Annotated in this window: 27 protein-coding genes; 13 read left to right on the top strand and 14 right to left on the bottom strand. The window is 73.1% G+C overall.

Annotation, left to right across the window (positions count from 1 at the left end; genetic code table 11):
- Positions 1-42 precede the first annotated feature (42 nt).
- Both SMD11_RS12435 and mca read right to left on the bottom strand, forming a co-directional pair.
- Positions 43-276 (bottom strand): hypothetical protein, encoded by a 234-nt coding sequence (locus SMD11_RS12435; protein ID WP_087926524.1) that lies wholly within the window; start codon positions 274-276, stop codon positions 43-45.
- 4 nt (positions 277-280) lie between these two features.
- The gene (gene mca, locus SMD11_RS12440) at positions 281-1150 is read right to left on the bottom strand and encodes a mycothiol conjugate amidase Mca (protein ID WP_087926525.1); all 870 of its coding nucleotides are present in this window, start codon (positions 1148-1150) and stop codon (positions 281-283) included.
- A gap of 126 nt (positions 1151-1276) precedes the next feature.
- Here mca and SMD11_RS12445 point away from each other — a divergent pair, with 126 nt between their 5' ends.
- Together SMD11_RS12445 and greA are read left to right on the top strand one after the other, a co-directional pair.
- On the top strand, positions 1277-1687 hold the full coding sequence (locus tag SMD11_RS12445) for a DUF4307 domain-containing protein (protein WP_087926526.1): 411 nt from the start codon (positions 1277-1279) through the stop codon (positions 1685-1687).
- Between the two features lie 187 nt (positions 1688-1874).
- The gene (gene greA, locus SMD11_RS12450) at positions 1875-2372 is read left to right on the top strand and encodes a transcription elongation factor GreA (protein ID WP_087926527.1); all 498 of its coding nucleotides are present in this window, start codon (positions 1875-1877) and stop codon (positions 2370-2372) included.
- A 154-nt stretch (positions 2373-2526) separates the two neighbouring features.
- Here greA and SMD11_RS12455 read toward each other — a convergent pair whose 3' ends face one another.
- The 3 genes from SMD11_RS12455 to ilvA form a co-directional block, all read right to left on the bottom strand.
- Positions 2527-3384 carry an ABC transporter permease gene (locus SMD11_RS12455; RefSeq protein ID WP_234366008.1) on the bottom strand — a complete coding sequence of 286 codons (858 nt, stop codon included), beginning with the start codon at positions 3382-3384 and terminating at the stop codon, positions 2527-2529.
- Positions 3381-4427 carry an ATP-binding cassette domain-containing protein gene (locus tag SMD11_RS12460; RefSeq protein WP_087926528.1) on the bottom strand — a complete coding sequence of 349 codons (1047 nt, stop codon included), beginning with the start codon at positions 4425-4427 and terminating at the stop codon, positions 3381-3383. Before SMD11_RS12460 ends, SMD11_RS12455 begins: the two co-directional genes overlap by 4 nt.
- Positions 4428-4537: 110 nt before the next feature.
- Positions 4538-5701 (bottom strand): threonine ammonia-lyase, encoded by a 1164-nt coding sequence (ilvA, locus tag SMD11_RS12465; protein ID WP_234366395.1) that lies wholly within the window; start codon positions 5699-5701, stop codon positions 4538-4540.
- 495 nt (positions 5702-6196) lie between these two features.
- Between ilvA and SMD11_RS12470 the strand changes: the two genes are divergently transcribed.
- The 3 genes from SMD11_RS12470 (at position 6197) to SMD11_RS12480 (ending at position 7590) form a co-directional block, all read left to right on the top strand.
- The gene (locus tag SMD11_RS12470) at positions 6197-6697 is read left to right on the top strand and encodes a MarR family winged helix-turn-helix transcriptional regulator (RefSeq protein WP_199843862.1); all 501 of its coding nucleotides are present in this window, start codon (positions 6197-6199) and stop codon (positions 6695-6697) included.
- A 102-nt stretch (positions 6698-6799) separates the two neighbouring features.
- On the top strand, positions 6800-7360 hold the full coding sequence (locus SMD11_RS12475; protein WP_087926530.1) for a sigma factor-like helix-turn-helix DNA-binding protein: 561 nt from the start codon (positions 6800-6802) through the stop codon (positions 7358-7360).
- Positions 7357-7590, top strand: coding sequence for a hypothetical protein (locus SMD11_RS12480; RefSeq protein ID WP_087930457.1), 234 nt, complete (start codon positions 7357-7359; stop codon positions 7588-7590). The genes SMD11_RS12475 and SMD11_RS12480 overlap by 4 nt, the downstream gene beginning before the upstream one ends.
- A gap of 104 nt (positions 7591-7694) precedes the next feature.
- Here SMD11_RS12480 and SMD11_RS12485 read toward each other — a convergent pair whose 3' ends face one another.
- Complete coding sequence (locus SMD11_RS12485; RefSeq protein ID WP_087926531.1) at positions 7695-8840, bottom strand: cystathionine gamma-synthase; 1146 nt, start codon at positions 8838-8840, stop codon at positions 7695-7697.
- Positions 8841-8966: 126 nt separating this feature from the next.
- On the opposite strand from SMD11_RS12485, the gene SMD11_RS12490 reads away from it, so the two are divergent.
- The 4 genes from SMD11_RS12490 (at position 8967) to SMD11_RS12505 (ending at position 11887) form a co-directional block, all read left to right on the top strand.
- The gene (locus SMD11_RS12490; RefSeq protein WP_087926532.1) at positions 8967-10055 is read left to right on the top strand and encodes a hypothetical protein; all 1089 of its coding nucleotides are present in this window, start codon (positions 8967-8969) and stop codon (positions 10053-10055) included.
- 338 nt (positions 10056-10393) lie between these two features.
- Positions 10394-11101 (top strand): peptide-methionine (S)-S-oxide reductase MsrA, encoded by a 708-nt coding sequence (msrA, locus tag SMD11_RS12495; RefSeq protein WP_087926533.1) that lies wholly within the window; start codon positions 10394-10396, stop codon positions 11099-11101.
- A 163-nt stretch (positions 11102-11264) separates the two neighbouring features.
- Positions 11265-11618: a DUF6247 family protein gene (locus tag SMD11_RS12500; RefSeq protein ID WP_087926534.1), complete on the top strand. Its 354-nt coding sequence runs from the start codon at positions 11265-11267 to the stop codon at positions 11616-11618.
- A 65-nt stretch (positions 11619-11683) separates the two neighbouring features.
- Positions 11684-11887 carry a hypothetical protein gene (locus SMD11_RS12505; RefSeq protein ID WP_324614731.1) on the top strand — a complete coding sequence of 68 codons (204 nt, stop codon included), beginning with the start codon at positions 11684-11686 and terminating at the stop codon, positions 11885-11887.
- A 152-nt stretch (positions 11888-12039) separates the two neighbouring features.
- Here SMD11_RS12505 and SMD11_RS35425 read toward each other — a convergent pair whose 3' ends face one another.
- Positions 12040-12582, bottom strand: coding sequence for a deaminase (locus tag SMD11_RS35425; protein WP_159395285.1), 543 nt, complete (start codon positions 12580-12582; stop codon positions 12040-12042).
- A 313-nt stretch (positions 12583-12895) separates the two neighbouring features.
- Between SMD11_RS35425 and SMD11_RS12515 the strand changes: the two genes are divergently transcribed.
- The gene (locus SMD11_RS12515) at positions 12896-13549 is read left to right on the top strand and encodes a ClpP family protease (protein ID WP_087926536.1); all 654 of its coding nucleotides are present in this window, start codon (positions 12896-12898) and stop codon (positions 13547-13549) included.
- Between the two features lie 2 nt (positions 13550-13551).
- Positions 13552-14160 carry a ClpP family protease gene (locus SMD11_RS12520; protein WP_087926537.1) on the top strand — a complete coding sequence of 203 codons (609 nt, stop codon included), beginning with the start codon at positions 13552-13554 and terminating at the stop codon, positions 14158-14160.
- A gap of 62 nt (positions 14161-14222) precedes the next feature.
- Here SMD11_RS12520 and SMD11_RS12525 read toward each other — a convergent pair whose 3' ends face one another.
- The 3 genes from SMD11_RS12525 to SMD11_RS12535 form a co-directional block, all read right to left on the bottom strand.
- A complete protein-coding gene (locus tag SMD11_RS12525; RefSeq protein WP_087926538.1) occupies positions 14223-14678 on the bottom strand; it encodes a helix-turn-helix domain-containing protein in 456 nt (151 codons plus the stop codon).
- Between the two features lie 97 nt (positions 14679-14775).
- Positions 14776-15072, bottom strand: coding sequence for a hypothetical protein (locus SMD11_RS12530; protein ID WP_087926539.1), 297 nt, complete (start codon positions 15070-15072; stop codon positions 14776-14778).
- Between the two features lie 99 nt (positions 15073-15171).
- Positions 15172-15738, bottom strand: a complete 567-nt coding sequence (locus tag SMD11_RS12535) for a class I SAM-dependent methyltransferase (protein ID WP_087926540.1) — start codon at positions 15736-15738, stop codon at positions 15172-15174.
- 414 nt (positions 15739-16152) lie between these two features.
- Between SMD11_RS12535 and SMD11_RS12540 the strand changes: the two genes are divergently transcribed.
- Complete coding sequence (locus SMD11_RS12540) at positions 16153-16896, top strand: AraC family transcriptional regulator (protein WP_234366396.1); 744 nt, start codon at positions 16153-16155, stop codon at positions 16894-16896.
- Positions 16897-17119: 223 nt separating this feature from the next.
- Here the strand turns inward: SMD11_RS12540 and SMD11_RS12545 are convergent, their stop codons facing one another.
- A complete protein-coding gene (locus SMD11_RS12545) occupies positions 17120-18388 on the bottom strand; it encodes a DUF2786 domain-containing protein (protein ID WP_418952438.1) in 1269 nt (422 codons plus the stop codon).
- 539 nt (positions 18389-18927) lie between these two features.
- Complete coding sequence (locus SMD11_RS12550; RefSeq protein ID WP_087926542.1) at positions 18928-20202, bottom strand: L,D-transpeptidase; 1275 nt, start codon at positions 20200-20202, stop codon at positions 18928-18930.
- A 439-nt stretch (positions 20203-20641) separates the two neighbouring features.
- Between SMD11_RS12550 and SMD11_RS12555 the strand changes: the two genes are divergently transcribed.
- Positions 20642-20959, top strand: a complete 318-nt coding sequence (locus tag SMD11_RS12555) for a hypothetical protein (protein ID WP_087926543.1) — start codon at positions 20642-20644, stop codon at positions 20957-20959.
- 29 nt (positions 20960-20988) lie between these two features.
- On the opposite strand, the gene hutH is transcribed toward SMD11_RS12555, so the two are convergent.
- Positions 20989-22527, bottom strand: coding sequence for a histidine ammonia-lyase (hutH, locus tag SMD11_RS12560; protein ID WP_087926544.1), 1539 nt, complete (start codon positions 22525-22527; stop codon positions 20989-20991).
- Between the two features lie 154 nt (positions 22528-22681).
- Positions 22682-23824: a GGDEF domain-containing protein gene (locus tag SMD11_RS12565; protein ID WP_087930460.1), complete on the bottom strand. Its 1143-nt coding sequence runs from the start codon at positions 23822-23824 to the stop codon at positions 22682-22684.
- Between the last annotated feature and the right edge of the window lie 327 nt (positions 23825-24151).

Genomic DNA, 24151 nt, shown 5'->3' on the forward strand with positions numbered 1-24151 from the left:
GGCCACGGCCGTGTCAGGGGCGGTCGCCCCCGGTCCGGACGCTCAGGCGCCGGTGCCGCTCGCGGCGGCGGTCCCCTTGGCGGCCGCCGGGGTCTCCTCCGGGGCCTCCTCGAAGTCCACCTTGTTCATGTGCTTGTTCATGCTCTTCATCAGCAGCCAGACGGCGCCGCCGATCAGCGCGAAGACAATGAAGCCGAGCACACCGGGAGTGACCTTGTTCTGGTCGAGCTCCGCGGCGAGCGGTACCAGATGCGTGAGCGCGGGGGAGGTCGTCATGGGGTCAATTGTTGCGGATGCCCGCGAAGAGGTCGTCCTCGGGGAGGGACGTGCCGACGAGGGACTTCGCCAGCTCGTACTCCTCGGTCGGCCAGACCTCCCGCTGAAGGTCCAGCGGCACCCGGAACCAGCCGCCGTCCGGGTCGATCTGGGTCGCGTGCGCGATCAGCGCCTTGTCCCGGATCTCGAAGAAGTCGCCGCACGGGACGTAGGTGGTCAGGGTCCGCTCGCGGCCGGCCGTCAGCCAGCGCTCCAGCCACTCGCCGTAAGGGGACTCCAGGCCGCGGGCCAGCAGCGCCTCGTGCAGGGCCAGGGTGCGCTCCCGGTTGAAGCCCTGGTTGTAGTAGAGCTTCTGCGGCTGCCAGGGCTCGCCGGCCTCGGGGTAGCGCTCGGGGTCGCCCGCCGCCTCGAAGGCCACCATCGTGATCTTGTGGGTCATGATGTGGTCGGGGTGCGGGTAGCCGCCGTTCTCGTCGTACGTGGTGATCACGTGCGGACGGAACTCGCGGATCAGCTTCACCAGCTCGCCCGCCGCCTCGTCGACGTCCTGGAGCGCGAAGCAGCCCTCGGGCAGCGGCGGCAGCGGGTCGCCCTCGGGCAGCCCGGAGTCGACGAATCCCAGCCACTCCTGCTTCACACCGAGAATGTCGCGCGCCTCCGCCATCTCCTTGGCGCGCACCTCGTGGATGTGCTCCTCGATGTAGGGGTCGCCCTGGAGCTTGGGGTTGAGGATGGAGCCACGCTCGCCACCCGTGCACGTCGCGACCAGCACGTCCACCCCCTCGGACACGTACTTGGCCATCGTGGCCGCGCCCTTGCTCGACTCGTCGTCGGGGTGGGCGTGCACGGCCATCAGTCGCAGCTGCTCAGTCAAGGCTCGATCCTCAGTCACTGGTCATGGCCCGTCTTATCGGTGTGTCGGGGCGCCTCCTATAGTGACCGAAGCGGGAGACGTTTCATTCCAGTTCTCCCCGCCGGTCCCCGACCAGGAGGAAAGATCATGGCTGCGGTACGCGAGGGCCTGCCCGAGGGTCGTTACGGCCGCTCGGCGGACGAGCGCGCCGACCGCAAGCTGAAGATCATCGGGGCGGTGCTGGGCGCCTGCCTGCTGGGCGTGATCGGCTGGTCGGCCGTGCACTACATCACGTCGTCGGACGTCACGGGACAGCTGATCCGCTCGAAGCCGGTCTCCGACACCACCGTCGAGGCCGTCCTGGAGGTCCGTAAGGACAAGGACGCCACGGCCATCTGCACCCTGCGCTCGCTGGGCGAGGACGGCGGCGAGGTCGCCCGTAAGGACGTCACGCTCGACCGCCGCGAGGGTCACTTCACGCAGCTGGTCACGCTGCACACCACCCGGCGCGCCTCGGCCACCGCGCTCGAGGGTTGCACCAGCTCGTCACGCGGCTGACCAGCGCTTACGCGCTTCTTGCGCGTTTTCTCCCGCTGACTTCTTCCCCCTTTACGGACGTAATTGTTAGGCTCGTGGTTTCGCCCACCTTTGAAGGCGCACCCTTCTGAGTAGGGCGTTCATTTGTATCCCGGCTGTGACCCCAGCCGTAACCCCAAGTTTTTCCCAGTACCGACGAGGAGCACCTGTGACCCAGACCAGCGACAACGTCACCTGGCTGACTCAGGAGGCGTACGACCAGCTCAAGGCCGAGCTGGAGTACCTGTCTGGTCCCGCTCGCACCGAGATCGCGATGAAGATCGCGGCGGCCCGCGAGGAGGGTGACCTGCGAGAGAACGGCGGGTACCACGCGGCCAAGGAGGAGCAGGGCAAGCAGGAGCTCCGTGTGCGCCAGCTCACGCAGCTGCTGGAGAACGCGAAGGTCGGCGAGGCCCCGGCCGCGACCGGCGTCGTCGCGCCCGGCACCGTCGTCACCATCGCCTTCGACGGCGACCCGGACGACACCATGACCTTCCTGCTCGCCTCCCGTGAGTACGCCAGCACGGACATCGAGACGTACTCCCCCCAGTCCCCGCTGGGCACGGGGGTCAACGGCAAGAAGATCGGCGAGGACGCCTCGTACGAGCTGCCGAACGGCAAGAAGGCCATGGTCCGCATCCTGGAGGCCAAGCCCTACACGGCCTGACCCCATGGAAGGGCCCGATCCGCACGGAGACGGCCCGAGGACGCGGCCCGGCGGAAGCCGGGCCTCCGAGGCGCGACGGAGCCCCGGACCCGTGCACCGGGTCCGGGGCTCCGTCGTCGCCGCGCCCGGCCGGTCACGGCGGGCGGGCCCGGCCTCAGGCCGTCGCCGACCGGTACTTCCGCACCGACAGGGTCCGGAAGACCACGATGATCACCACGGACCAGATCAGCGAGGCCCACACCGGGTGCTGCATGGGCCAGGCCGCGGGCACCGGATAGCCGTCCGGGAGATTGCCGAAGAGCTGCCGGGCCGCTTGCACCGTGGCACTGAAGGGGTTCCACTCGGCGATGTTGCGGAGCACCATCGGCATGTTGTCCGAGGGCACGAAGGCGTTCGAGATGAAGGTGAGCGGGAAGAGCCAGATCAGCCCGCCGGACGTGGCCGCCTCCGGGGTCCGCACCGACAGCCCGATCAGGGCGCCGATCCAGGAGAAGGCGTAGCCGAGCAGGAGCAGCAGCGCGAAGCCCGCCACCGCCTTGGGGATGCCCGCGTGGGTGCGCCATCCCACGATCACCGCGACGATCGCCAGCACCACCAGCGTCAGCGCCGTCTGCACGAGGTCGGCGAGGGTGCGGCCGGTGAGCACCGCCCCGCGCGCCATGGGCAGCGACCGGAAGCGGTCGATGAGCCCCTTGTGCATGTCGTCGGCGATGCCCGCGCCCGCGCCGGCCGTCGCGAAGGTGACGGTCTGCGCGAAGATGCCGGCCATCAGGAACTCGCGGTACGTCGAGGGGTCGGTGCTGCCGCCCACGGCGATGGAGCCGCCGAAGACGTAGCTGAACAGCACCACGAACATGATCGGCTGGATCAGCCCGAAGATGACCATCTCGGGGATCCGGGCCATCCGGATCAGATTGCGCTTGGCGACGACCAGGGAGTCGCGCACGGACTGGCCGACGCCGCCGTACGGACGCGGTCCCGTCGCGGCGGGAGCGCCGTCGAGGATGCTCACGAGCCCGCCTCCTTCCTGTCGTGCCGCTTGTGCCCCTGACGGGCCTCGGGCGCCGGGGAGCCGCCCTTGCCGCTCCCCCGCTCCTGCCCCTCGGCCTCCTCCGCCTCGGCCACATGCCCGGTGAGCGAGATGAAGACGTCGTCCAGCGTGGGGCGGCGCAGCCCGATGTCGTCGATCTCGATGCCCCGGGCGTCCAGCTCTCTGATCACCTCGGCGAGCAGCTTCGCGCCGCCGGACACCGGGACGGTGACCTTGCGGGTGTGCTCCTCGACCTTCGACTCGCCCTTGCCGAAGCCGCGCAGGACCTCGTCGGCGGGGGCGATCTGGTGGGCCTGGTGGACGACGACCTCGACGCGCTCCCCGCCGGTGCGCGCCTTGAGCTGGTCGGAGGTGCCACGGGCGATGACCTTGCCGTGGTCGACCACCGCGATGTCGTGCGCGAGGCGGTCGGCCTCCTCCAGGTACTGGGTGGTGAGCAGCAGGGTCGTGCCGCCCGCGACCAGTTCCTCGATGACCTCCCAGAGCTGCTGCCGGTTGCGCGGGTCGAGGCCGGTGGTCGGCTCGTCCATGAACATCACGGGCGGGCTGACGACCAGGGCGGCGGCGAGGTCGAGGCGGCGCCGCATGCCGCCGGAGTAGGTCTTGGCGGTGCGGTCGGCGGCGTCGGCGAGGTTGAAGCGGTCCAGCAGCCGGCCCGCGCGGACCTTCGCGTCGCGCGCGCTCATCTGGTAGAGCTGACCGACCATCTGGAGATTCTCACGACCCGTCAGATACTCGTCGACGGCGGCGAACTGGCCGGAGAGCCCGATCGAGCGCCGGACCTCGTGGGGCTTCTTCAGGACGTCGATGCCCGCCACGCGGGCCGTGCCGCTGTCGGGTTTGAGCAGGGTGGTGAGGACGCGCACTGCGGTGGTCTTGCCGGCGCCGTTGGGGCCGAGAAGTCCTAGAACGGTTCCTTCGGGTACGTCGAGATCGACGCCGTCCAGAGCCCTGACATCGCCGAAAGTCTTGACCAGGCCTTCGGCAAAAATGGCGCCTGGCATGGAGGTTCTCCCCGTTTGGGTGACGTATTACAGGATTTTACGTTCGCTGTCGTCCTCCCGCCCTGTGAATGGACTCCTCGGCACCCACGGCCGCCGTTACCCGCCCGCCGTCAGGGCATCACCAGATACCCCGCCTCGCGCAGGGCGGTCCCCACCACCACGCAGTGCTCCGGCCCCTTGGTCTCCAGATGCAGCTCGACCTCCGCCTCCGTGAGCCCGAGCCGCGGATCGGTGCGCACGTGACCCACGTCCAGGACGTTGGCGTCGACCTCAGAGAGCACCTCCAGGAGGGCGGCCAGCGCGCCCGGGCGGTCCGTGAGCCGCACCCGCAGCGACAGATAGCGGCCCGCCGCCGCCATGCCGTGCCGCAGGGTGCGCTGGAGCACCAGCGGGTCGACGTTGCCGCCGGACAGCACCGCGACGACGGGCCCTTCGAAGGAGCCCGGGTCCGCGAGCAGCGCCGCCACGGGGCTCGCCCCGGCCGGCTCGACCACCATCTTGGCCCGCTCCAGGCAGAGCAGGAGGGCGCTGGAGAGGTCGTCCTCGGAGACCGTGCGGACCTCGTCGACCAGTTCCTCGATGATCCGGAAGGGGATGTCGCCGGGGCGGCCCACCTTGATGCCGTCGGCCATCGTCGCCGGCGCGGGTATCGACACCGGCTCCCCGGCGGCCAGCGACGGCGGATAGGCGGCCGCGCCCGCCGCCTGCACGCCCACGATCCGCACATCGGGCCGCAGCACCTTCACGGCCACCGCGATACCGGCCACCAGACCGCCGCCGCCGATACCCACCACGATGGTGCGCACCTCGGGGCACTGCTCCAGGATCTCCAGGCCGATCGTGCCCTGACCGGCGATGACGTCCGGGTGGTCGAAGGGGTGGATGAACACCGCGCCGGTCTCCCGGGCGTGTTCCTGCGCGGCGCGCACCGCCTCGTCGACGATCTGTCCGTGCAGGCGCACCTCGGCGCCGTACTCCCGGGTGGCGGCCACCTTGGGCAGGGGCGCGCCCTCCGGCATGAACACCGTGGAGCGCACGCCCAGGAGCGAGGCCGCGAGGGCCACGCCCTGCGCGTGGTTGCCCGCGCTGGCGGCCACCACCCCCGCCGCGCGCTCCCGCGGGGACAGCCCGGCGATCCGGACGTATGCCCCGCGCACCTTGAAGGAGCCCGTGCGCTGGAGGTTCTCGCACTTCAGGTGGACCGGGGCGCCCACCAGTCCGGACAGGAAGCGGCTGCCCTCCATGAGGGTCGCGCGGGCGACGCCGGAGAGCATCTTCTGGGCTTCGCGCACCGCTTCGAGTGAGACATCAAGAGAAGAGCCGTGGGAATCGCCGTGGGAGACATCAAGGGATAACCCGGGCGCCGCGGGGGGAACTTTCCCGGACATCCCGGAGGGAAGAGGCAGCGGATCGTGGGCCGCCGGGTCCGCCTCCGGATCCGTCCCCGGGGCGGCGGACGACCCCGCGGGGCGGTCTGCGGACCGGCTTCCCGGCTGACCTGCGGACTGACCGGTTACGCGTCGGACCGTACCTTCGTCATCAACTCGTGCAGCCATGCCGCCAGTCTCGCAGCTCGCCTCCGCGACTACCGTCACAGGACGCGCACATCCGCGCATACCGGCGCGGAAGGGAGGCGGACGGGCGGCGGGCGCGCGGCGGCGCATACCGAGCGGTTTGCGCAGCACCCGTACGAGCGCCCGTCGGGCCGCGTACTCTGTCCCCCAATCCTCAGCGATTCCCTGCCCGCCGTACGAAGTGAGCCCCAGGCCATGCCCACCCCTCCGGACATGACGACCGACCTCGCCCCAGGCGTCCTCGACGCCCTCCAGCACCAGGTGGCCGTCTTCGCCCGTCGCGCCGAACAGACCCGGCTCGGCGGTGTAGGCCAGGTCCGCAACTCCATGGACCGCGCCGCCTATCTGCTGCTCAACCGCCTCGACCAGGAAGGTCCGATGGGCGTCAAGGCGCTCGCCGCGGGCATGGGGATCGACTCCTCGACCGTCACCCGCCAGGTGGCGCCGCTGGTCGACACCGGCCTCGTCAAGCGGACCTCGCACCCCGAGGACGGCCGGGCCGTCGTGCTCCAGCTGTCCCCGCGCGGCAAGGCCCGCCTCGACGAGGTGCGCGGCTCCCGGCGCGAGCTGATGGCCCTGGTGACCTCCGGCTGGACCGAGGAGGAGCGGGACGTCTTCACCACCCTGCTCACCCGCTTCAACTCCGCCCTCTCCGAGGTGCACAACGCCCTGCCCCCGGCCACGCCGGCCTCTTGACCCGGCGCCGCCGGCTGCCCTCTCCTGGTGCGTACGACACGCGTACGGACGCTGTCCGCGCGTGCGAGGCACGGACCGGGGGGCCGGGGACGGGGGCGGCGGGTGGGAGAACGGCGGACGGCCAGGGAGCGCCGCCGCGCCCATGAGTTCGAGGAGTTCGTCGCGGGTGCGGGCGGCAGGCTGCTGCACGTCGCCGCGCTGCTCACGGGCGAGGCGCCCGGCCGGACACCCGCCGGGGGCACATCCGGTGATCCCGCGGCCGGCCACGGCCCCGAGGCCGCCGCGCGGCTGCTGACGGCCGCGCTGGCCGCCACGTACGCCGCCTGGGACGGGCTGCGCGGCGAGGATCCGTACGACCGCGCCCGCCAGGAGCTGGTGACCCGCTACGCGCGCACCGCCCGCCGGCCCGGGAGCGCGGACCCCGGTGGGGTACTGGCCCCGCTCGCCCCGCAGGAGCGCCTGGTCCTCGTCCTGCGCCTGGCCGAGGGCCTCGCGGAGGAGCAGACGGCCGCGCTGCTCGGCCTGCCGGTGGAGCGCGTGCGCACGCTCTGCACGCGCGCGGTCGACACACTGCGCCGCGGTGCGCCCCGCGCGGGGCGGGCCGGAGCCGCGACCTGGCGGGCCGGGTGGTGGCGTACCCGGCCGTGGCGGGCCGGACCGTGAGCGGCCTCGACCGTAAGGAGGACGAGGTCCGCCGGATGCTGGACCTCCGCCACCCGCCGCTGCCCCGGGGACTCGCCGCGCGGGCCGCCGGACGCGGCCGCCGCGCGCTGCGCCGGCGCCGGGCGGTGCGGGCGGTGGGGTGGGTGCTGCTGGTGGCGGGGGTGCTGGTGTTCTCCGTGTGGGCGGCGCTGACGGAACCGTGGTCCGCGCGGCCGTGGTGGGAGGGCTAGACGGCCGCTCCCGGCCCGCGCGCGCCGTTCCGGACAGCTCCGGTCCGGCCACGGGAAAGGGCGGGCAGGGGAAGAACCCCGCCCGCCCCGGAACCCGCCGGTGACTAGCCCAGCGCCTGCGTCAGGTCCGCCAGCAGGTCGTCCACCGACTCGATGCCCACCGACAGGCGCACGAGGTCCGCCGGGACCTCCAGCGCCGAACCGGCCGTGGACGCGTGCGTCATCCGGCCCGGGTGCTCGATCAGCGACTCCACGCCACCGAGGGACTCACCGAGGGTGAACAGCTGGGCGCGGTTGCAGACCTCGACCGCCGCCTCCTCGCCGCCCGCGACGCGGAACGAGACCATGCCGCCGAAGTCCTTCATCTGCTTGGCCGCGACCTCGTGGAGCTCGTGCTCCGGCAGGCCCGGGTAGTAGACCTTGGTGACCTTGGGGTGCGAGGTGAGCAGCTCGGCGACGCGGGCCGCGTTGGCGCTGTGGCGGTCCATGCGGACGGCGAGCGTCTTGATGCCGCGCAGCGTCAGCCAGGAGTCGAAGGGGCCGGCGACGGCGCCCATCGCGTTCTGGTGGTAGACGAGCTCCTCGGCCAGCGTCGCGTCGGCCGTGACGAGCGCGCCGCCGACGACGTCGGAGTGGCCGCCCACGTACTTGGTGGTGGAGTGCACGACGACGTCGGCACCCAGGGAGAGCGGCTGCTGGAGGTAAGGGCTCGCGAAGGTGTTGTCGACGACCAGCCGCGCGCCCCCGGAGCGTGCCACCTCGGCGACGGCGGCGATGTCCGTGATGCCGAGCAGCGGGTTGGAGGGCGTCTCGACCCAGATCACCTTCGTGCGCGGCCGGAGGGCGTCGCGGACGGAGGCCGGGTCGGAGGTGTTCGCCACGGACCATTCGACGCCCCAGCGCTCGATGACCTTGGCGAAGAGGCGGAACGTTCCGCCGTAGGCGTCGTTCGGGATGACGACGTGGTCGCCCGGCGACAGCAGCGTACGCAGCAGGGTGTCCTCGGCGGCGAGGCCCGACGCGAAGGCGAGCCCGCGGCGGCCGCCTTCCAGCGCCGCCAGGTTCTCCTCCAGCGCGGTGCGCGTGGGGTTGGCGCTCCGGCTGTACTCGTAGCCACCCCGCAGGCCGCCGACGCCGTCCTGCTTGTAGGTGGAGACTTGGTAGATGGGCGGCACGACGGCGCCCGTCAGCGGGTCCGCCTCCTGCCCGGCGTGGATGGCGAGGGTTTCGAAAGAGTGCTGGTCGCTCATTTCTCCGAGGGTAGTACCCCGGATACCCGAACACTCCTGTTCACTTGTAACTGGCGGATGAACGATCCGCCGGGCTGCCGCGTTGTCCTGATGTCGGCCCCTACGCTCAGCTTCCCGGGACACCTCATGGAGTTTCTGTTCATCCTGCTCGCCATCGTGGTCGTCTGCGGTGTCCTGATCGGTCCCGCGATGCGTCGCAGGCGCGCCGGACAGGAGGTGACCGAGGGCGCCCGGACGGCCGTCGACCCCGCCGGGGCGTACGGCTTCCTGCCCGCCGAGCGGCTCGACGTCCGGCTGCCCGGCCCGGACGAGGAGCTGCTGGCGGCCGTGCAGGAGGCGCGTCGCACCCAGGACTGGAAGCCGGCCGCCGAGCTGCTGGCCCGTACGGACGCCACGTCGGCCGCGGAGCTGCGGTGGCAGCGGGTGCAGACGCTGGCGGGCGCGGCGGCGCAGGAGCTCGCGGAGACACCGGGCACGGGCGGCATGTGGCTGCGCCACTGGCGCGTGGTGGCGCCCAAGGACGCGGGCGGCGCGGCCGTGCAGGCCGAGTTCCTGGTCCAGCAGGCGCTGCGCGACCCGTCCTCGCAGGACTTCCGGATGATCCTTGAGGAGGCCCGCACGGTCTGCGCCGAAGCGGCCCTGCTGGCGCCGGGCGACCCGGTGCCGGCCATCGTCGAGCTGGGCGTGGCCCGGGGGCTCGGCGCGTCCGAGGCGGAGTTCCAGTCCCTGTGGGAGCGGGTGGTCGCGCGCGCCCCGCAGCACATGGGCGCACATCTGGTGGCGCTCCGCTACTGGAGCGCGAAGTGGCACGGCTCCCAGGAGCAGGCCGACGCCTTCGCGCAGCGCGCGGCCGCCGGCGCGGCCCCCGGCAGCCTGCTGCCGGCGCTGCCGCTGTTCGCCGTCCACGACCACCTGCCCGACGTGAACCTGGTCCCGGGCCTGTACCAGGGCGTGGTGGTGTCCCAGGCGATCGAGGCGGCCCGCTTCGCGGTCGCCGGCGCCCCGGCGGACCACCCGGTACTGCCGCACGTCCGCCACCTGCTGGTGTGGTTCCTGGTGCGCGCGGAGCGCTACCCGGAGGCGATGGAGCAGCTCCGCGCCGTCGACGGCCACATCGGCGCGGTCCCGTGGTCGTACGAGCAGGACCCGGTGGCGGCGTACCTGACGTACCGGGCGCTGGCGGTGGCGGGGTGGGAGCAGGGCGGGGGGCGTTAGGGGGCGGGGCCGGCGGGGTTGTGAGCGACGGCCGGAGCCGGGGCGCCGACCGCCGGGAGGACCGTGGCCGGGGCCCGGGAGGACCGCGGACCGGCCGGACCGCGGGCGGCGGCCGGCAGCCAAGAACGGCGCCGGGCGACCGGCGGACCACCGCCGCGGGGCGCCGACGCCCCGGAACAACCGCGCGAGCCGAAGGCCACCGAAGGCCGGGAGGCCGCGCCGCTGGGCAGGAAGACCGCCGCACGGGCGGAAAGCGCGCGTCCGGCGTCCGGGAATCGTCGGCCGCCCCCGCTCGTTGACGGAACAGCCCGTCCGTCCGGCCCTCCCCTGGAGCCGCAATGCTCTTCTCCCGCCATGAGACCCGCCTCCCCAGCCCCGAAGAGGCCCTGAAGGGCCGCCCGGAGCCGGAATTCGCCCTCCCTGAGCGCCACACGGTCCTGGGCACCCCCCTCGCGGCCCCCTACCCGGAGGGCCTCGTGGTGGCGGACTTCGGCCTGGGCTGCTTCTGGGGCGCCGAACGCAAGTTCTGGCAGGCCCCGGGCGTCTGGACGACCCTGGTCGGCTACCAGGGCGGCCACACCCCGAACCCGGCGTACGAGGAGGTGTGCAGCGGCCTCACGGGCCACACCGAGGCCGTCCGCGTCGTCTTCGACCCGTCCCTGACGTCGTACGAGGCGCTCCTGAAGCTCTTCTGGGAGTCCCACGACCCCACCCAGGGCTTCCGCCAGGGCAACGACCGGGGCACCCAGTACCGCTCCGCGGTCTACACCCACTCCCCGTCCCAGCAGGCGACGGCGGAGGCGTCCCGCGACGCCTACCAGTCCGTCCTCCGCGCGTCCGGCTACGGCCCGATCACCACGGAGATCCTCCCGGCGGGCCCGTTCTACCCGGCCGAGGCGGCCCACCAGCAGTACCTGGACAAGAACCCCGCGGGCTACTGCGGGATCGGCGGCACGGGCGTCGAGCTGGGTGACCCGTTCGAGACGAACTGGGGACGGTCCTGCCCCACCGGGGTCGCACCGGCCCCGGACGTCACGGAGGAGTAGCCCGCCCCACGGCAGCACACCGACCGACGACCACGTGGTGCCCGCAGGGTGAGTCCGGAAGGGCAGCCGTATCGCTTCTCCCTCACTCGTTCGAGCGGTGGAAATGCGCTCATGGCCGATACGCTGAGCCGTGGGGATCAGAATCACGCCCATGGGAGCAGCCATGACCACCTCCGCCGCTGGGCGACCACTCATCCCCGAGCCCCCGGCCACGGTTGCCGCCCTGCGGCAGGCCATCAGTCAGATCGCCCCTGCCGCGCTACCGGCCTTCACCCGGGAATTGGACCAGGCTGCCGACCAGTCCCGGCAGGGCTCCGATCTGGCGCCGCTCCAGCGGTTCATCGCCCAGTGGGCCGTCTATGTCCACATCCAGCGCCGACCTGACCTGGCAGCGGACCTGCGCCGGTGGGAGGACATGGCCGAGTCGGGCGACGCGTCCCAGGCTCGGCGGGCCGCCTCCGAGATCGGGCGGATCCTGGACGAAGCCCACGCGGCCACGGGCCTCGCCGCCCGGTGAGTCCGGACTGGCGATGGGAGTACGTCCCAGATCAAGATCACGTAGCGGGCGGTGCCCCCATTGCCGTGGTGGCGGAAGTAGAGCGTCTGGCCGGTCAGCTGGTCGAGCTCGCCGGTACGGGCGTCGATGTCAGCGACGTCGGCAACGGCCCCCGACCGGGCGGTCTACGCCGCATGGACGCCATCGGCGGCTGGTTCTACTTCCTGGTGACACCGCGCGACGCGCTGATCATCATCGTCCGCATCGTGCCCCCGTTCGACGTGCTGTAGCCCTCGTCGCTCCGAAGCGGCTCGGCGGTCACGGCCGTGGGACCGCCGGGCCGTGAGGGGCGTGTCCCGGACGGACCGCTACATCTGCGAGCCCACCGCGCCCGCGTACCGTAAGCGGTCCATTCGTAGACCGCGCGCCCCGCCCCGGGAGTTCACCCCGGCACGGCACGGTACAGCGGATCCGTGAGGTCCGTCCGGATGTGGTGGGCCAGGGACGGGCGGGGCAGGGTCGAGCGGGCGACGATCTCGCCGAAGGGGACCCGCATCTGGGGGAAGCCCCTGGAGACCAGGTACGCGATGGACGTGCCGTAGGCGACGCCTCGCACCTCCGACCAGACGAGGGCGCCCGCGCACATCGGGCACGGTTCGGCCGTGCTCACCACGACACAGGGGCGCAGGGGGACACCCGCCGCGACGGCCTTGCGCAGAAGGTTCACCTCCGCGTGCGCCGTGACGTCGCCGCCCTCCGCGCTGTTGCCCGCGCCCAGCACGACGGAGCCGTCGGCCGGGTCGACCAGGACCGCTCCGAAAGGCCAGCGCGCCGCGCGCGCGTGGCCCACGGCGGCGGTCATGGCGTCGGCGACCGCGGCCCGCAGCCGTGGCGGCCAGTCGCCGTCCCAGCACTCCTCCCTCGCGGGGGAGTTCGCGACGGACCGGGCGCGCGCGGGCGGTGCCGTACCGAGCGCGCCTCCCACGGCCGAGGGTGCGACCGCCAGGGCCGTACCGCGCAGGAAACGCCGACGCGAAGCACCCGGCGAAGCGGGCGAAGCCGGAGAAGACATACGGCCATTCCAGCAACGTGACCCCCAACCGCCCGGACGGGCGCGCCCGTCCGCCCGTGGGCAGATATGTACGAGCCCTGCCCCGCCCTCCCCGCCGCACCGGAGGCCCCCGCTCTGCTCTCGGCAGATCTGCTGCGGGCCGAGATCGCTCACGGCACGGCCCGCCCGGCCCGAAAGTGGAGGGACCCGCGGCGGACGGCAGCCGCACGACGACGAGGAGGGCCCCATGTCAGCGCTCATCACAGGACCGGACGCGTATCTGCGCCCCCGCGCCTCCGAAGGCGACACCCCGTCGACGCGGTTCGACGACCACCTGGCGGCGCAGCTCCTCACCCAGCGGATCGTCGTCCTCGGCACCCAGGTCGACGAGGTCTCCGCCAACCGGGTCTGCGCCCAGCTGCTCCTGCTGTCCGCGGAGGACCCGCGCACCGACATCAGCCTCTACATCAACAGCCCGGGCGGCTCGGTCACGGCGGGCCTCGCGATCTACGACACGATGCGGCTGATCCCGAACGACGTCTCGACGCTGGCCATGGGATTCGCCGCCAGCATGGGGCAGTTCCTCCTCACCGTCGGCACGGCGGGCAAGCGCTTCGCCCTGCCGAACGCGCGGATCATGATGCACCAGCCCTCGGCCGGCATCGGCGGGACCGCCGCCGACATCGCGATCCAGGCGGAGAACCTGGAGTTCACCAAGCGGGCCGTCGAGCGCATCACCGCCGAGCACACCGGCCAGACCCCGGAGACGATCTCCCGCGACGGCGACCGCGACCGGTGGTTCACGGCCCAGCAGGCCAAGGAATACGGCATGGTCGACCGCGTCGTCGAGTCCCTGGAGGACGTCCGGCCGGCCGGCACGAAGCGACGGATCGGACTCTGACGATGAGCCAGTACACCATTCCCACGGTCGTCGAGCGCACCCAGCAGGGCGAGCGGGCGTACGACGTCTTCAGCCGGCTGCTGTCGGAGCGGATCATCTTCCTCGGCACGGAGATCGACGACGGCGTCGCGAACGTCGTCATCGCGCAGCTGCTCCACCTGGAGTCGTCCAGCCCGGAGAGCGAGATCGCGATCTACATCAACTCGCCGGGCGGCTCGTTCACCTCGCTCATGGCGATCTACGACACGATGACCTTCGTCGGCTCGCCGATCTCGACGTTCTGCGTCGGCCAGGCGGCCTCGACGGCGGCGGTGCTCCTGGCGGGCGGGGACCCCGGCCGGCGGTTCGTCCTCGAACACTCGCGGGTGCTGCTGGGGCAGCCGTCGAGCGGCGGGCGGCAGGGGACGGTCTCCGACCTCACCCTCCAGGCGAAGGAGATGCTCCGGATCCGCTCGGAGGTCGAGGAGGTGCTGTCCCGGCACACCCCCCACGACGTCGCGACGCTCCGCGCGGACATGGACCGCGACAAGGTCTTCACCGCGCACGAGGCGGTGTCCTACGGGCTCGCCGACGCGGTGCTCAGCCGGCGGGACCTCGCCGCCCGCCGCTGACCGCGCCCTCGGGCGCGCGTGGGCGGCCGTCGCCCCACGGGGGAGGCGACGGCCGCCCGCGGTCATGCCGCGAGCCGCACCTCGCCCTGCCGCGAGACCGCCGACGCACCGCCGTAGCGGGCAGTCGGCGCGGAGCGGACCGAGCGGAGGGAGCGTGCCGGGGCGACCGGGGCGACGGCGGTACGGGTCCTGGCCGCGCGCGCCGCGCCGAGGCGGGCGAGCTCCTCCTGCGCGAGGGCGAGGAGATCGGCCAGCCCGAGGCCGAGGGCCTGCGCGGCGGCGGCGAGGACCTCGGACGAGGCCTCCTTACGGCCGCGCTCGACCTCGGAGAGGTAGGGCATCGAGATCCGGCCCGCGTCGGCGACGTCCTTGAGCGTGCGTTCCTGCGCGAGGCGTTCCCGGCGCAGCACGTCACCGACGACGTCCCGCCAGAGCGGCTCCTTGGCCGCGGGGGCCGGGTGCTCCGCGGCGGGGCACAGGGGGACGACGCGGGCTTGGTTCGGCGCGTGGGTGCTCACCCTCTCAGAGTAGGAGCGCCACGCCCGGCCGGGGGCCAACGGCGTTCTGCCCCCGGCGAAATCAGGGCGGGCGTCCCGCCGGCACCCGCCCGGCCGGCTACATCCGGTCGACCGCCTGCTTCGCCTCCTTCAGATCGGCGCCCGTGATCTCCCGGTAGGCCGCGATCGCCTGGATCTTCTTGCCGTCCCTCAGGAGCGCGCCCACGCGCTCCAGCTCGGGCGCCCGGCCGGCCTCCGCCTGGGCGATGCCCATGTGCCGCAGGATCAGGTCCGTCTTGCGGTCGAGCTCCCCGAGCCTGCGGTCCAGCCGCTTGAGCCGGCGCTCCTGGACCGAACTCAGCGCGGCGAAGAACGGGATGAGCACGAGGAGGGCCAGATACACGGCTATGTCCATGACACGCGATCGTAGCGAGGGCCGGGCGGACGGCACCCTGTCGTGTTCCCTGGCGCCCCGCCGTCTTTCCTGGCGCCCTCCTCTGTTCCCTTGCCGCCCTCATCTCCGGTAAGCGACGAAGCGGAAACTCCCCTTCCCGACGCTGACTTCACAGTCGTCGAAGCCCGCCGCCCGCAGCCGCCCCTCCAGCGTCTCCGGCGGTACGGGCACACAGGTGTCGCCGAGGTGGATCAGCCGGAAGCCCCAGTTGCTGAGGGCGTCGCACCCCGTGAAGAAGCCGCCGGGCCGCAGGACCCGGCGGGCCTCGGCGAAGAGCCGGTCCTGGGCGCGGGGCGACGGGACGTGGTGGAGCATGGTGAAGCAGGCGACGGAGTCGAACCGCCCGTCGGGCAGCGGCAGCGCGCTGCCGTCGGCGTGCCGGACGTCCGCCCGGTCACCGAACTCCCGCCGCAGCCGGGCCGCGTAGGAGGCGTCGGCCTCGGCGAGCGTCAGCCGGGAGACCTTGGGCAGCAGGACGCGTGTGGTGGCGCCGTAACCCGGCCCGATCTCCAGCGTGTCGGGGCCGAGCGTGACCCCTTCGAGGGCCCAGGGCAGCAGTTCGTCCTCGATCGCGCGCGCCCACTTGTCAGAGGCGCACAGACGGCGGTGAATGAAGTTCATCGGCATGCTTCGAGGCTAGGAAGATGGGCGGGTGTCGGATACGGGCCAGGGGGTCAACTGATGTCGCTGAACGGACACGTGGGGGACGGACGGGATGCGAGCGGCCGCCCCGGGGACGGGCGGACGACGCCGGGACGGGCGCCCGGCGCGCGGCCTCGCACCGGGCGGCTGACCGACGAGCCGGGGACGGGCGACCGGACAGCCGGCGAGGCGCCCGGCGCGGGCCGGGCCACCGACGAGTTGGGGACGGGCGGCCGGACGCCCTACGGGCCACAGCAGGCCGGACAGGTCACCGACGAACCACAGCCGGACAGCCCGACACCCCCCGGGCCGCCACGCGCCGTGCGCGGAGCCTCCGACGGACCGCCGCCACCCGCGCACTCCTCCCACGGCCACCTCGTCGCCCCTCTCGGCAGCGCCATCGCCGTCGGCAGCTTCCCCCTCGACGGCGGCGAGTGGTTCGCCCGTCACGAGCACGGCGCCCATCAGCTCGCCTGGGCGCCCCACGGCGTCCTCGCCGTGCAGGCCGCCGGACGCACCTGGGTGCTGCCCTCCACCGTCGCCCTCTGGATCCCGGCCGGGGTGCCGCACGCCACGGGGGCGACCTCCGCCGCCCTGCTCCGCAGCCTCTACTTCTGGCCGGACCGCTGCCCGGTCTCCTGGGACGAGCCCCAGGTCGTCGCCATGTCCGGACTGCTGCGCGAGCTCATCGGACACCTCGCGCAGGGCGCCGACCGTATCCCGGCCGACGCCCGGCTCCGCGCCGAGAGCGTCGTCCTCGACCTGCTGCGCCCGGTGTCCGTGACGACCGTCCGTGCCCCGGACCCCACGGACCCCCGCGCCCGCCGCGTCGCGGAGGCCCTCCGCGCCGACCCGTCCGACGGCCGGACGCTGACGGAGTGGGGAGCGGTCGTGGGCGCCAGCGCGCGGACGCTCGCCCGGGCGTTCGTCTCCGGCACGGGCCTGACCTACGGGCAGTGGCGCGCCCAGCTGCGCCTCCAGGCGGCGATGCCGCTGCTGGCGGCGGGGGCGACGGTGTCGTCGGTGGCGCGGCGGGTGGGGTACGGGTCGCCGAGCGCGTTCGTGGCGGCGTTCCGCCGGGGGGTGGGGGTGGCGCCGGGGACGTACTTCGCGCGGGCGGGTGGGGAGGGGGTGGGGCGGTGAGGGAGGGGTGCGGGGCGGGGCCGCTGCGCGGGGCCTTGTCCTCGTACCCGCCCCTTCCCGGAACCGGGGGCAAGCCCCCGGACCCCGGGTCCTCAAGCGCCGGACGGGCTGATTTCAGCCCGTCCGGGGGCACCTCCCAGCGGTAGCTGGGGGAGCTTGAGGACATTCGGGAAGGGGCGGGGTGGGGAAAAGGCCCCGCGCAGCGGCCCCGCCCACGCGCCCGTCACCGCAACCGCGCCGCGTCCGCCGCCGCTTCCCCCCGCGCCCACCCCTCCGCGTCGCGCCCCTTCAGCCGGTGCGACGTCGTCGTCGGGAACATCCGCTCCGCCGACTCCCCCACCGCCACGTCCCGCGCCGCCAGCACCGGCAGCACCTCCGCCGGAGCCGTGGCGGCACCGGCGCCGCCGCCCGCCGCCTCCGCCACGACGGCCGCCGCCGTCGCCGCGAGGCGGTCGCGGATGCGGGCCGCGTAGGCGATGAGGAAGGACTGGCGGAAGTCGCGTGTGCGGCGCGAGCGGCCGCGCGCGTGGTGGTCGTCGCCCGCGCGCCGCATCGCCGTCGTGGCCTGCACCAGCAGCGACGTGTACATCAGCTCCACCAGCTCCAGGTCCGCCTCGAAGCCGACGACCGTGGAGAAGTCGAACTCGCTCGACCACACCGACCGGCAGTGGTTCGCCTCCGCGACCGCGTCGAGGAGCAGGGCCTTCGCGGCCTCGTACGGGCCCTCGACGCCGATCCGCCAGGCCCCGGGGCCGTCCACGGGCTCCGTCGCGTGGGCGGCGAGCAGCGCCTCGTCCAGGGAGTAGCGGGCCATGAGCTCCTGGGCCTTCGCGGACAGCGCCTCGGCCTCCTCCGCGAACTCCGTCGACTCCGCCTTCGCCAGCAGCGCCCGGATCCGCGTGAGCATCCTCGGCTCCACGGCGACGGCGGGACGGCCCGTCCCCGCGCCGCCCACCGGGCGGGCCGCGCCCGGCAGCGGCCCCGCCGCGCCGATCCGCGGCAGCGAGCCGATCAGCCGGAGCGCGCCCAGGCCGCACGCGGCCGCCTCGAACCGGCTCAGCCGCTCACGCCCCGCGAAGCCCTCCAGGAACGCCTCGTCCGCCTCCCACCACACCCGGGCCTCCAGCTCGGCCAGCTGGGCCGCCCAGCGGCCGGAGAGCGTCTCCGGGGCGTAGCGCCACGCCTCCGCGGCCACGGCGTCCACGGTGAAGCGCAGCTCGGCGGCGGTCAGCTCCCGCCGTACGAGCCTGACGACGTCCGCGGGCTGCCAGCCGCCCTCCCAGGCGCGCCGTACGACCTTCTCCGCCGCGCGCAGCAGGGCACGGCTGACGGCCGCGGGCCCCGCCGGATCCGCCGTAAGGCCGGAGGCGGCGGCGTAGAGGGCGTCGTCGAGGTCGCCGGCGGGCCGGGCCCGCAGATCGGCCAGGGCCGCCTCCACGGCGGCCAGCGGGCCGGCGTCCTCGGGTCGCTGCCGGCTGCTGCGCTTGCCCACGGGTGTCTGTGCTCCTCGGGTGGTTCGGGGCCCGCGGTCGTCCGTGCGGGTGTTCCTATTGTCCCGGAGGGGGTGGGGGGCGGCGTGGTGGCTGTACGGGGTGGCCTGGCGGCCGTGCGTGGCGGGGGGCGGGATGCGCCTGCGGCGGGCCTGTTCCCCAGCCCCGCCCCTTCCCGTAACCGGGGGCTCCGCCCCCGGGCCCCCGTTCCGCGCTGACGCGCGGTGTCCTCAAACGCCGGACGGGCTGAATTTCAGCCCGTCCGGCGTTTGAGGACCGGGGTCCGGGGCGGAGCCCCGGTTCGGGAAGGGGCGGGGCTGGGGAAAAAGCCCCGCGCAGCGGCCACCCCGCACCCCCCACGTCACCCGGAAGAGCCTGCCCACCCCACCCCCACCGCCCCCTCCAGACGTACCCCCCCACCCTCCCGTTGACGCCCAAACACAAAGCGCAAGAACAACAACCCGAAAACGCCGAACGGCGACCCGCACACCCCGTGCGAGCCGCCACCCAGCGGAAAACCAGCGGAAAAGAAAGCTCAGGCTCAGGCGCCCGTCGCACTCCCCGCGACCCACGCGCTCCAGTCCATGTTCCAGCCGTTGAGGCCGTTCTCCGGAGCGATCGTCTTGTCGTTGGAGTTCTTGACCTCGACGACGTCACCCAGCTGGGTGTTGCTGAAGAACCAGGAGCCCGAGGTCGACGGGTCGTCCGCGCCCTGCTTGTCCTCCAGGCCGATGCAGCCGTGGCTGGTGTTGGCGCTGCCGAAGATGCCGCTGCCCCAGTAGTTGCCGTGGATGAACGTGCCCGACGTGGACAGGCGCATGGCGTGCGGCACGTCCTTGATGTCGTACTCGCCCTTGCCGTTGCCCTTGGTGAAGCCGACGGTCGAGCCGTCCATGCGGGTCTCCTTGAACTTCTCGGAGATCACCATCTTGCCGTTGTACGTCGGGTTCTCGGGGCTGCCGGCCGAGATCGGGATGGTCTTGATGGTCTTGCCGTCCCGGACGACCGTCATCTGGTGCGACTTCACGTCGACCGTGGAGACCTGGGCGTGACCGATCTTGAAGGAGACGGTCTTCTTCTGCACACCCTTGACGCCCGGGGCGCCCTCGACGCCGTCGAGGTCCAGCTTCAGGGTGACGTCGGAGTTCGCCTTCCAGTACTCCTGCGGGCGGAAGTCGATCCGCTGGTCGCCGAACCAGTGGCCGACGACCTTCTGGCCGCTGCTGGAGTTGACCGTGATGCCGGACTGGACGGCCTTGCGGTCCTTGATCGGCTTGTCGAAGTTGATCGACACGGGCATGCCGACGCCGACGGTCGAGCCGTCCTCCGGCGTGAAGGAGCCGATGAAGCTGTTGGTGGGCGAGACGGTGGCGAAGGAGGAGTTCTCCGTGGCCTTGCGGCCCTCGGAGTCCTTGGCCTCGACGACGACCTTGTACTTGGTGGACCGCTCCAGCTGCTTCGAGGGCTTCCACGAGGTCTTGTCGGGCGATATCGTGCCCTCGACCGGCGTGCCCTTGTCGGTCGTCATCTTGACGCTCGTGAGCTCGCCGTCACTGACGGTGACCTTGGCGGCGTCGGTGGTGATCCCGGCGTTGGTCGAGCCGTCCTTCTGCGCGATCTTGATCTGCGCCTTGGATGCTTCCTTGGCGGCAGCGGCGTCGACCTTGTTCTGGGACTTGCCGTTGCCGGAGGAGCCGCTCTTGCCGTCGTCGTCGCCACCGCCGCAGGCGGCGAGGGTCAGCACACCGCCGAGCACAGCGGCCGCGGCCACCAGGCCCTTGCGGCGCTTGCCGTCCGTCATCACACGCTTCTCCATTGCTCCTGGACCCCGAAATCCCCGAGCCGAATCGTGGGGCAGCACGTATCCCGGCTTCTGCATAAGGAACGCCTGCACCGATACGTCCGTTCCACACCTCAGGGAAATGTGGGGAAGACCACCCCAGTAAAGCCCCTCGCGGGGCCGACATGGTAGCCGGGGTGCTGGTAGTTGCCTGGTTTCCATGGTGCGGGCGGGGCTGTTGTTACGGCCAGGGTCGGGGTGCCCTTGACTTTCCGCGGCGTTCACCCGGGTTCGTCCCCGCGAGCCGGGCGCGGGCCGTACGCCTCGCCGCCTGTTCCTCGCCCGTTCCCCGGCGGCTTCCCGCCCTCTCCCCCGGCTTCCGCGCGCCCGTTCGTATCACTAACATCGAGTCAGCCGGGGCCGGGCGCACAGCGCGAGGGCCCCAAGGAACGCCACTTCAGGGGGAATTCGTCCCGTGACCGCGCATCGACCGCTGCTGACGGCCGTCGCCGCCGGTTCACTGCTGTGCGCGGTGTGGTTCGTGCCGAGCGCGCACGCCACGGCCGAGCCCGCCGGGCCCGGAAAGAGTGACACGGCGCGGAGCGCCACCGTCACCACAGAAACCCCCGCGGCACCCGCCCCCTCCGTCAGGAAACCCGCCAAGGCGCCCGTACTCGCCGACTCCGGCAGCGTCGACACCACCCCTTACGTCTTCGGCGGCGTCGCGTTCGTCGCGGCGGGCGGCGCGCTGGTCACCGCCGCCGTGCGCAGGTCGCGCACGGCGGCCCGGTAACCGCTGTCCGGCCGTATCCGGCAACAGCCTCAGGCGAGCGGGCCCGTCACCGGCTCGACGGCCGCGACCAGCTTCCCGGAGCGGACGAACTCCTCGGCCGCCGCGAGGTCGGGGGCCAGGAACCGGTCCTCGCCCGGGCCCTCGACGCCCGCCGCGCGCACCGCGCGCAGCACCTCCTGAGTGGCCGGCGCCGCCGTCAGGCCCGTACGCAGCTCGATGGCGCGGGTCGCGGCGACGAGCTCCACGGCGACGACCTTCGTGAGCGCCCCGACGGCCGTCCGCAGCTTGCGCGCGGCCGACCAGCCCATGGAGACGTGGTCCTCCTGCATCGCCGAGGACGGGATCGAGTCCACGGAGGCCGGTACGGCCAGCCGCTTCATCTCGCTGACCAGCGCGGCCTGCGTGTACTGAGCGATCATCAGGCCGGAGTCGACGCCCGGGTCCCCGGCCAGGAACGGCGGCAGCCCGTGCGAGCGGTTCTTGTCCAGCAGCCGGTCGGTGCGGCGCTCGGCGATGGAGGCGAGGTCCGCGGCGGCGATGGCCAGGAAGTCCAGGACGTACGCGACCGGGGCGCCGTGGAAGTTGCCGTTGGACTCGACCCGGCCGTCCGCGAGGACGACAGGGTTGTCGACGGCGGCGGCCAGCTCACGGTCGGCGACCAGCCGGGCGTGGGCGAGCGTGTCCCGGCCGGCGCCCGCGACCTGCGGGGCGCAGCGGATGGAGTACGCGTCCTGCACGCGCGGCGCGTCGTCCTGGTGATGCCCGGTCAGCCCGGAACCGGCCAGCACGCGGAGCATGTTGCCGGCGCTGGCGCCCTGGCCCGGGTGCGGGCGGATGGTGTGCAGCTCGGGGGCGAGGACCTTCTCGGAGCCGAGCAGGGCCTCCAGGGAGAGGGCCGCGGTGATGTCGGCGGAGGTGATCAGGCGGGCGAGGTCCGCGCAGGCCATCACCAGCATGCCGAGCATGCCGTCGGTGCCGTTGAGGAGCGCGAGCCCCTCCTTCTCGCGCAGCTCGACGGGGGCGATGCCGTGCGCGGCGAGGAGCTCGCCGGCCGGGCGCAGGGTGCCGTCGGGGCCCTCCGCCTCACCCTCTCCCATCAGGGTGAGCGCGCAGTGGGAGAGCGGCGCGAGGTCGCCGGAGCAGCCGAGTGAGCCGTACTCGTGCACGGCGGGGGTGATCCCGGCGTTGAGGATCGCGGCCATGGTCTCGACCACGAGGGGCCGGACGCCGGTGTGGCCGGAGGCGAGGGTCTTCAGCCGCAGGAACATCAGCGCGCGGACGACCTCGCGCTCCACGCGGGGGCCCATACCGGCGGCGTGCGAACGGACGATGTTGCGCTGGAGCTGGGCGCGCAGGTCGGGGCTGATGTGCCGGACGGCGAGGGCGCCGAAGCCCGTGGAGACGCCGTAGACCGGATCGGGCTTGGCGGCCAGGTCGTCGATGACCTGCCGCGCGGCGGCGACGGCGGCCAGCGCCTCGTCCGAGATCACGACGCGCGCACCGTCGCGTGCCACGGCGATCACATCTTCCGCGGTCGTCCCGGCCGTCCCCACCACCACAGTGTGCATATCCATATTCAGGCACCCTAGAGACTGAATCGCTGTCTGTACATAGTCTCCGCCAGCTCGTCCCGGGACCCCGCGCCACAGGCCGCGCCCCAACCTCCGCACCCTCCGATCCACCTCCGCCGGGCCCGTCGCTCCCTGTCGCTCTCCGTCGCCGTCAGTCGCCCGGCGTGCCCGAGTTCCGGCCCCGGAACCGCCGCCGCTCGGCGGCCGGCGCGGCCGGCGGATGGTCGGCGAGCCGGACGACCGGGTCCCGGCGCCCGCCGTCGCGCCCGGCGACCACCGGCTTCGCCGCCCGCGCGGCCTTGGCCCGGTACTGGGCCGCGTCCGCGAGCCGGAAGAGGCGGCGGGCCGTGCCCACGGCGCCGATCGGGTCGCCCGTGGAGGCGACCCCGCAGGCGACGCCCTCACCGAGCTCCAACCCGGCGGCCCTGCGGCACAGTTCGTCCGCGATCCGCACCACCTCGTCCGCCGACGGACCGACCGTCAGCAGACAGAACTCGTCGCCGCCCAGCCGGGCGGCCAGGGTGCCCGGCAGCATCGCCCCGCACAGCGAGAGCACCGAGCCGAACCGTTCCAGCAGCCGGTCGCCGACCGCGTGACCCAGGGTGTCGTTGACCTTCTTGAGGCCGTTGAGGTCGCAGACGACCAGGCTGACGACCACGCCGTCGGCCAGGTGCCGCTCCACCGCCTCGTCCAGCCGCGCGTCGACCGCGCGGCGGTTGCCCAGCCCGGTCAGGGGGTCGGTGAAGGCGAGCCGGCGCACCTCCTCCAGGCGCTCGGTCTGGGCGATGCCGGCCGCGGCCACGGCGGCCAGGACCGTCGCGAAGTCCGCGTCCGTGCGCCCGAAGGCGGCCACCCCGGGCGGCCGGGCCACGTACAGCTCGCCCCAGGCCCGCCCGTGCAGCACGATCGGCGCCACGACGCAGCTGCCCCGGCCGCGCCGCCGCAGCGCGGCCACCCGCTGGTGGCGGTACGCGCCGGCCGGGCTGTACGCGCCGGTGTCCGCGGCGCCCTCGGCGCCCTCCGCGCTCTCGACCCACGCGCGGGGCTCGGGCCCGCCGCCCACCCATTCCTCGTGCAGGATCTCGGCGATCTCGGGGAAGTCGTGCACGGGGTACGACTCGTCCTCCGGGTACCGCTCCTCACTCTCGGCCAGCTCACCGGCGTTCACCAGCACCCGCAGCCGGCCGTGCTCCCGCTCCCACGCCGAGACGGCGGCGAAGGTGCCCCCCAGCGCCCGCCGGGCCCGCTCCGCCGCGGCGGCCACCGACTCCAGCGGGGACTGCGCCGCGGCCATCGCCTGAGCGAGCTCCACGACGGCGCCCAGCCGGACGTCGCACTCCCCGCCGTCTGCCACCCGAGCCTCACATTCCGTCACCGCGCGCAGTACCTGCACTCCAGCGTATGAATGTTGCGGCCATTCCGCCCTATGACCGGCTTGGCGCCCCTCCCGCCACACCTGTACCAGGGGAATTACCAGCGTAGGTGGAAGGGATCGGAGCGGACCGGAGGGGGCGGGGCGGGGTGGGCCCGGCAAGGGGCGTAGAGCGTGATTTGCGGGCCCGAACGCGGGGCAACGATGACAACGGCGAGCAACGGGGCCCGTAAATCATGCAGCCCCGTA

The organism is Streptomyces albireticuli, from assembly GCF_002192455.1.
Taxonomy (GTDB): Bacteria; Actinomycetota; Actinomycetes; order Streptomycetales; family Streptomycetaceae; genus Streptomyces; species Streptomyces albireticuli_B.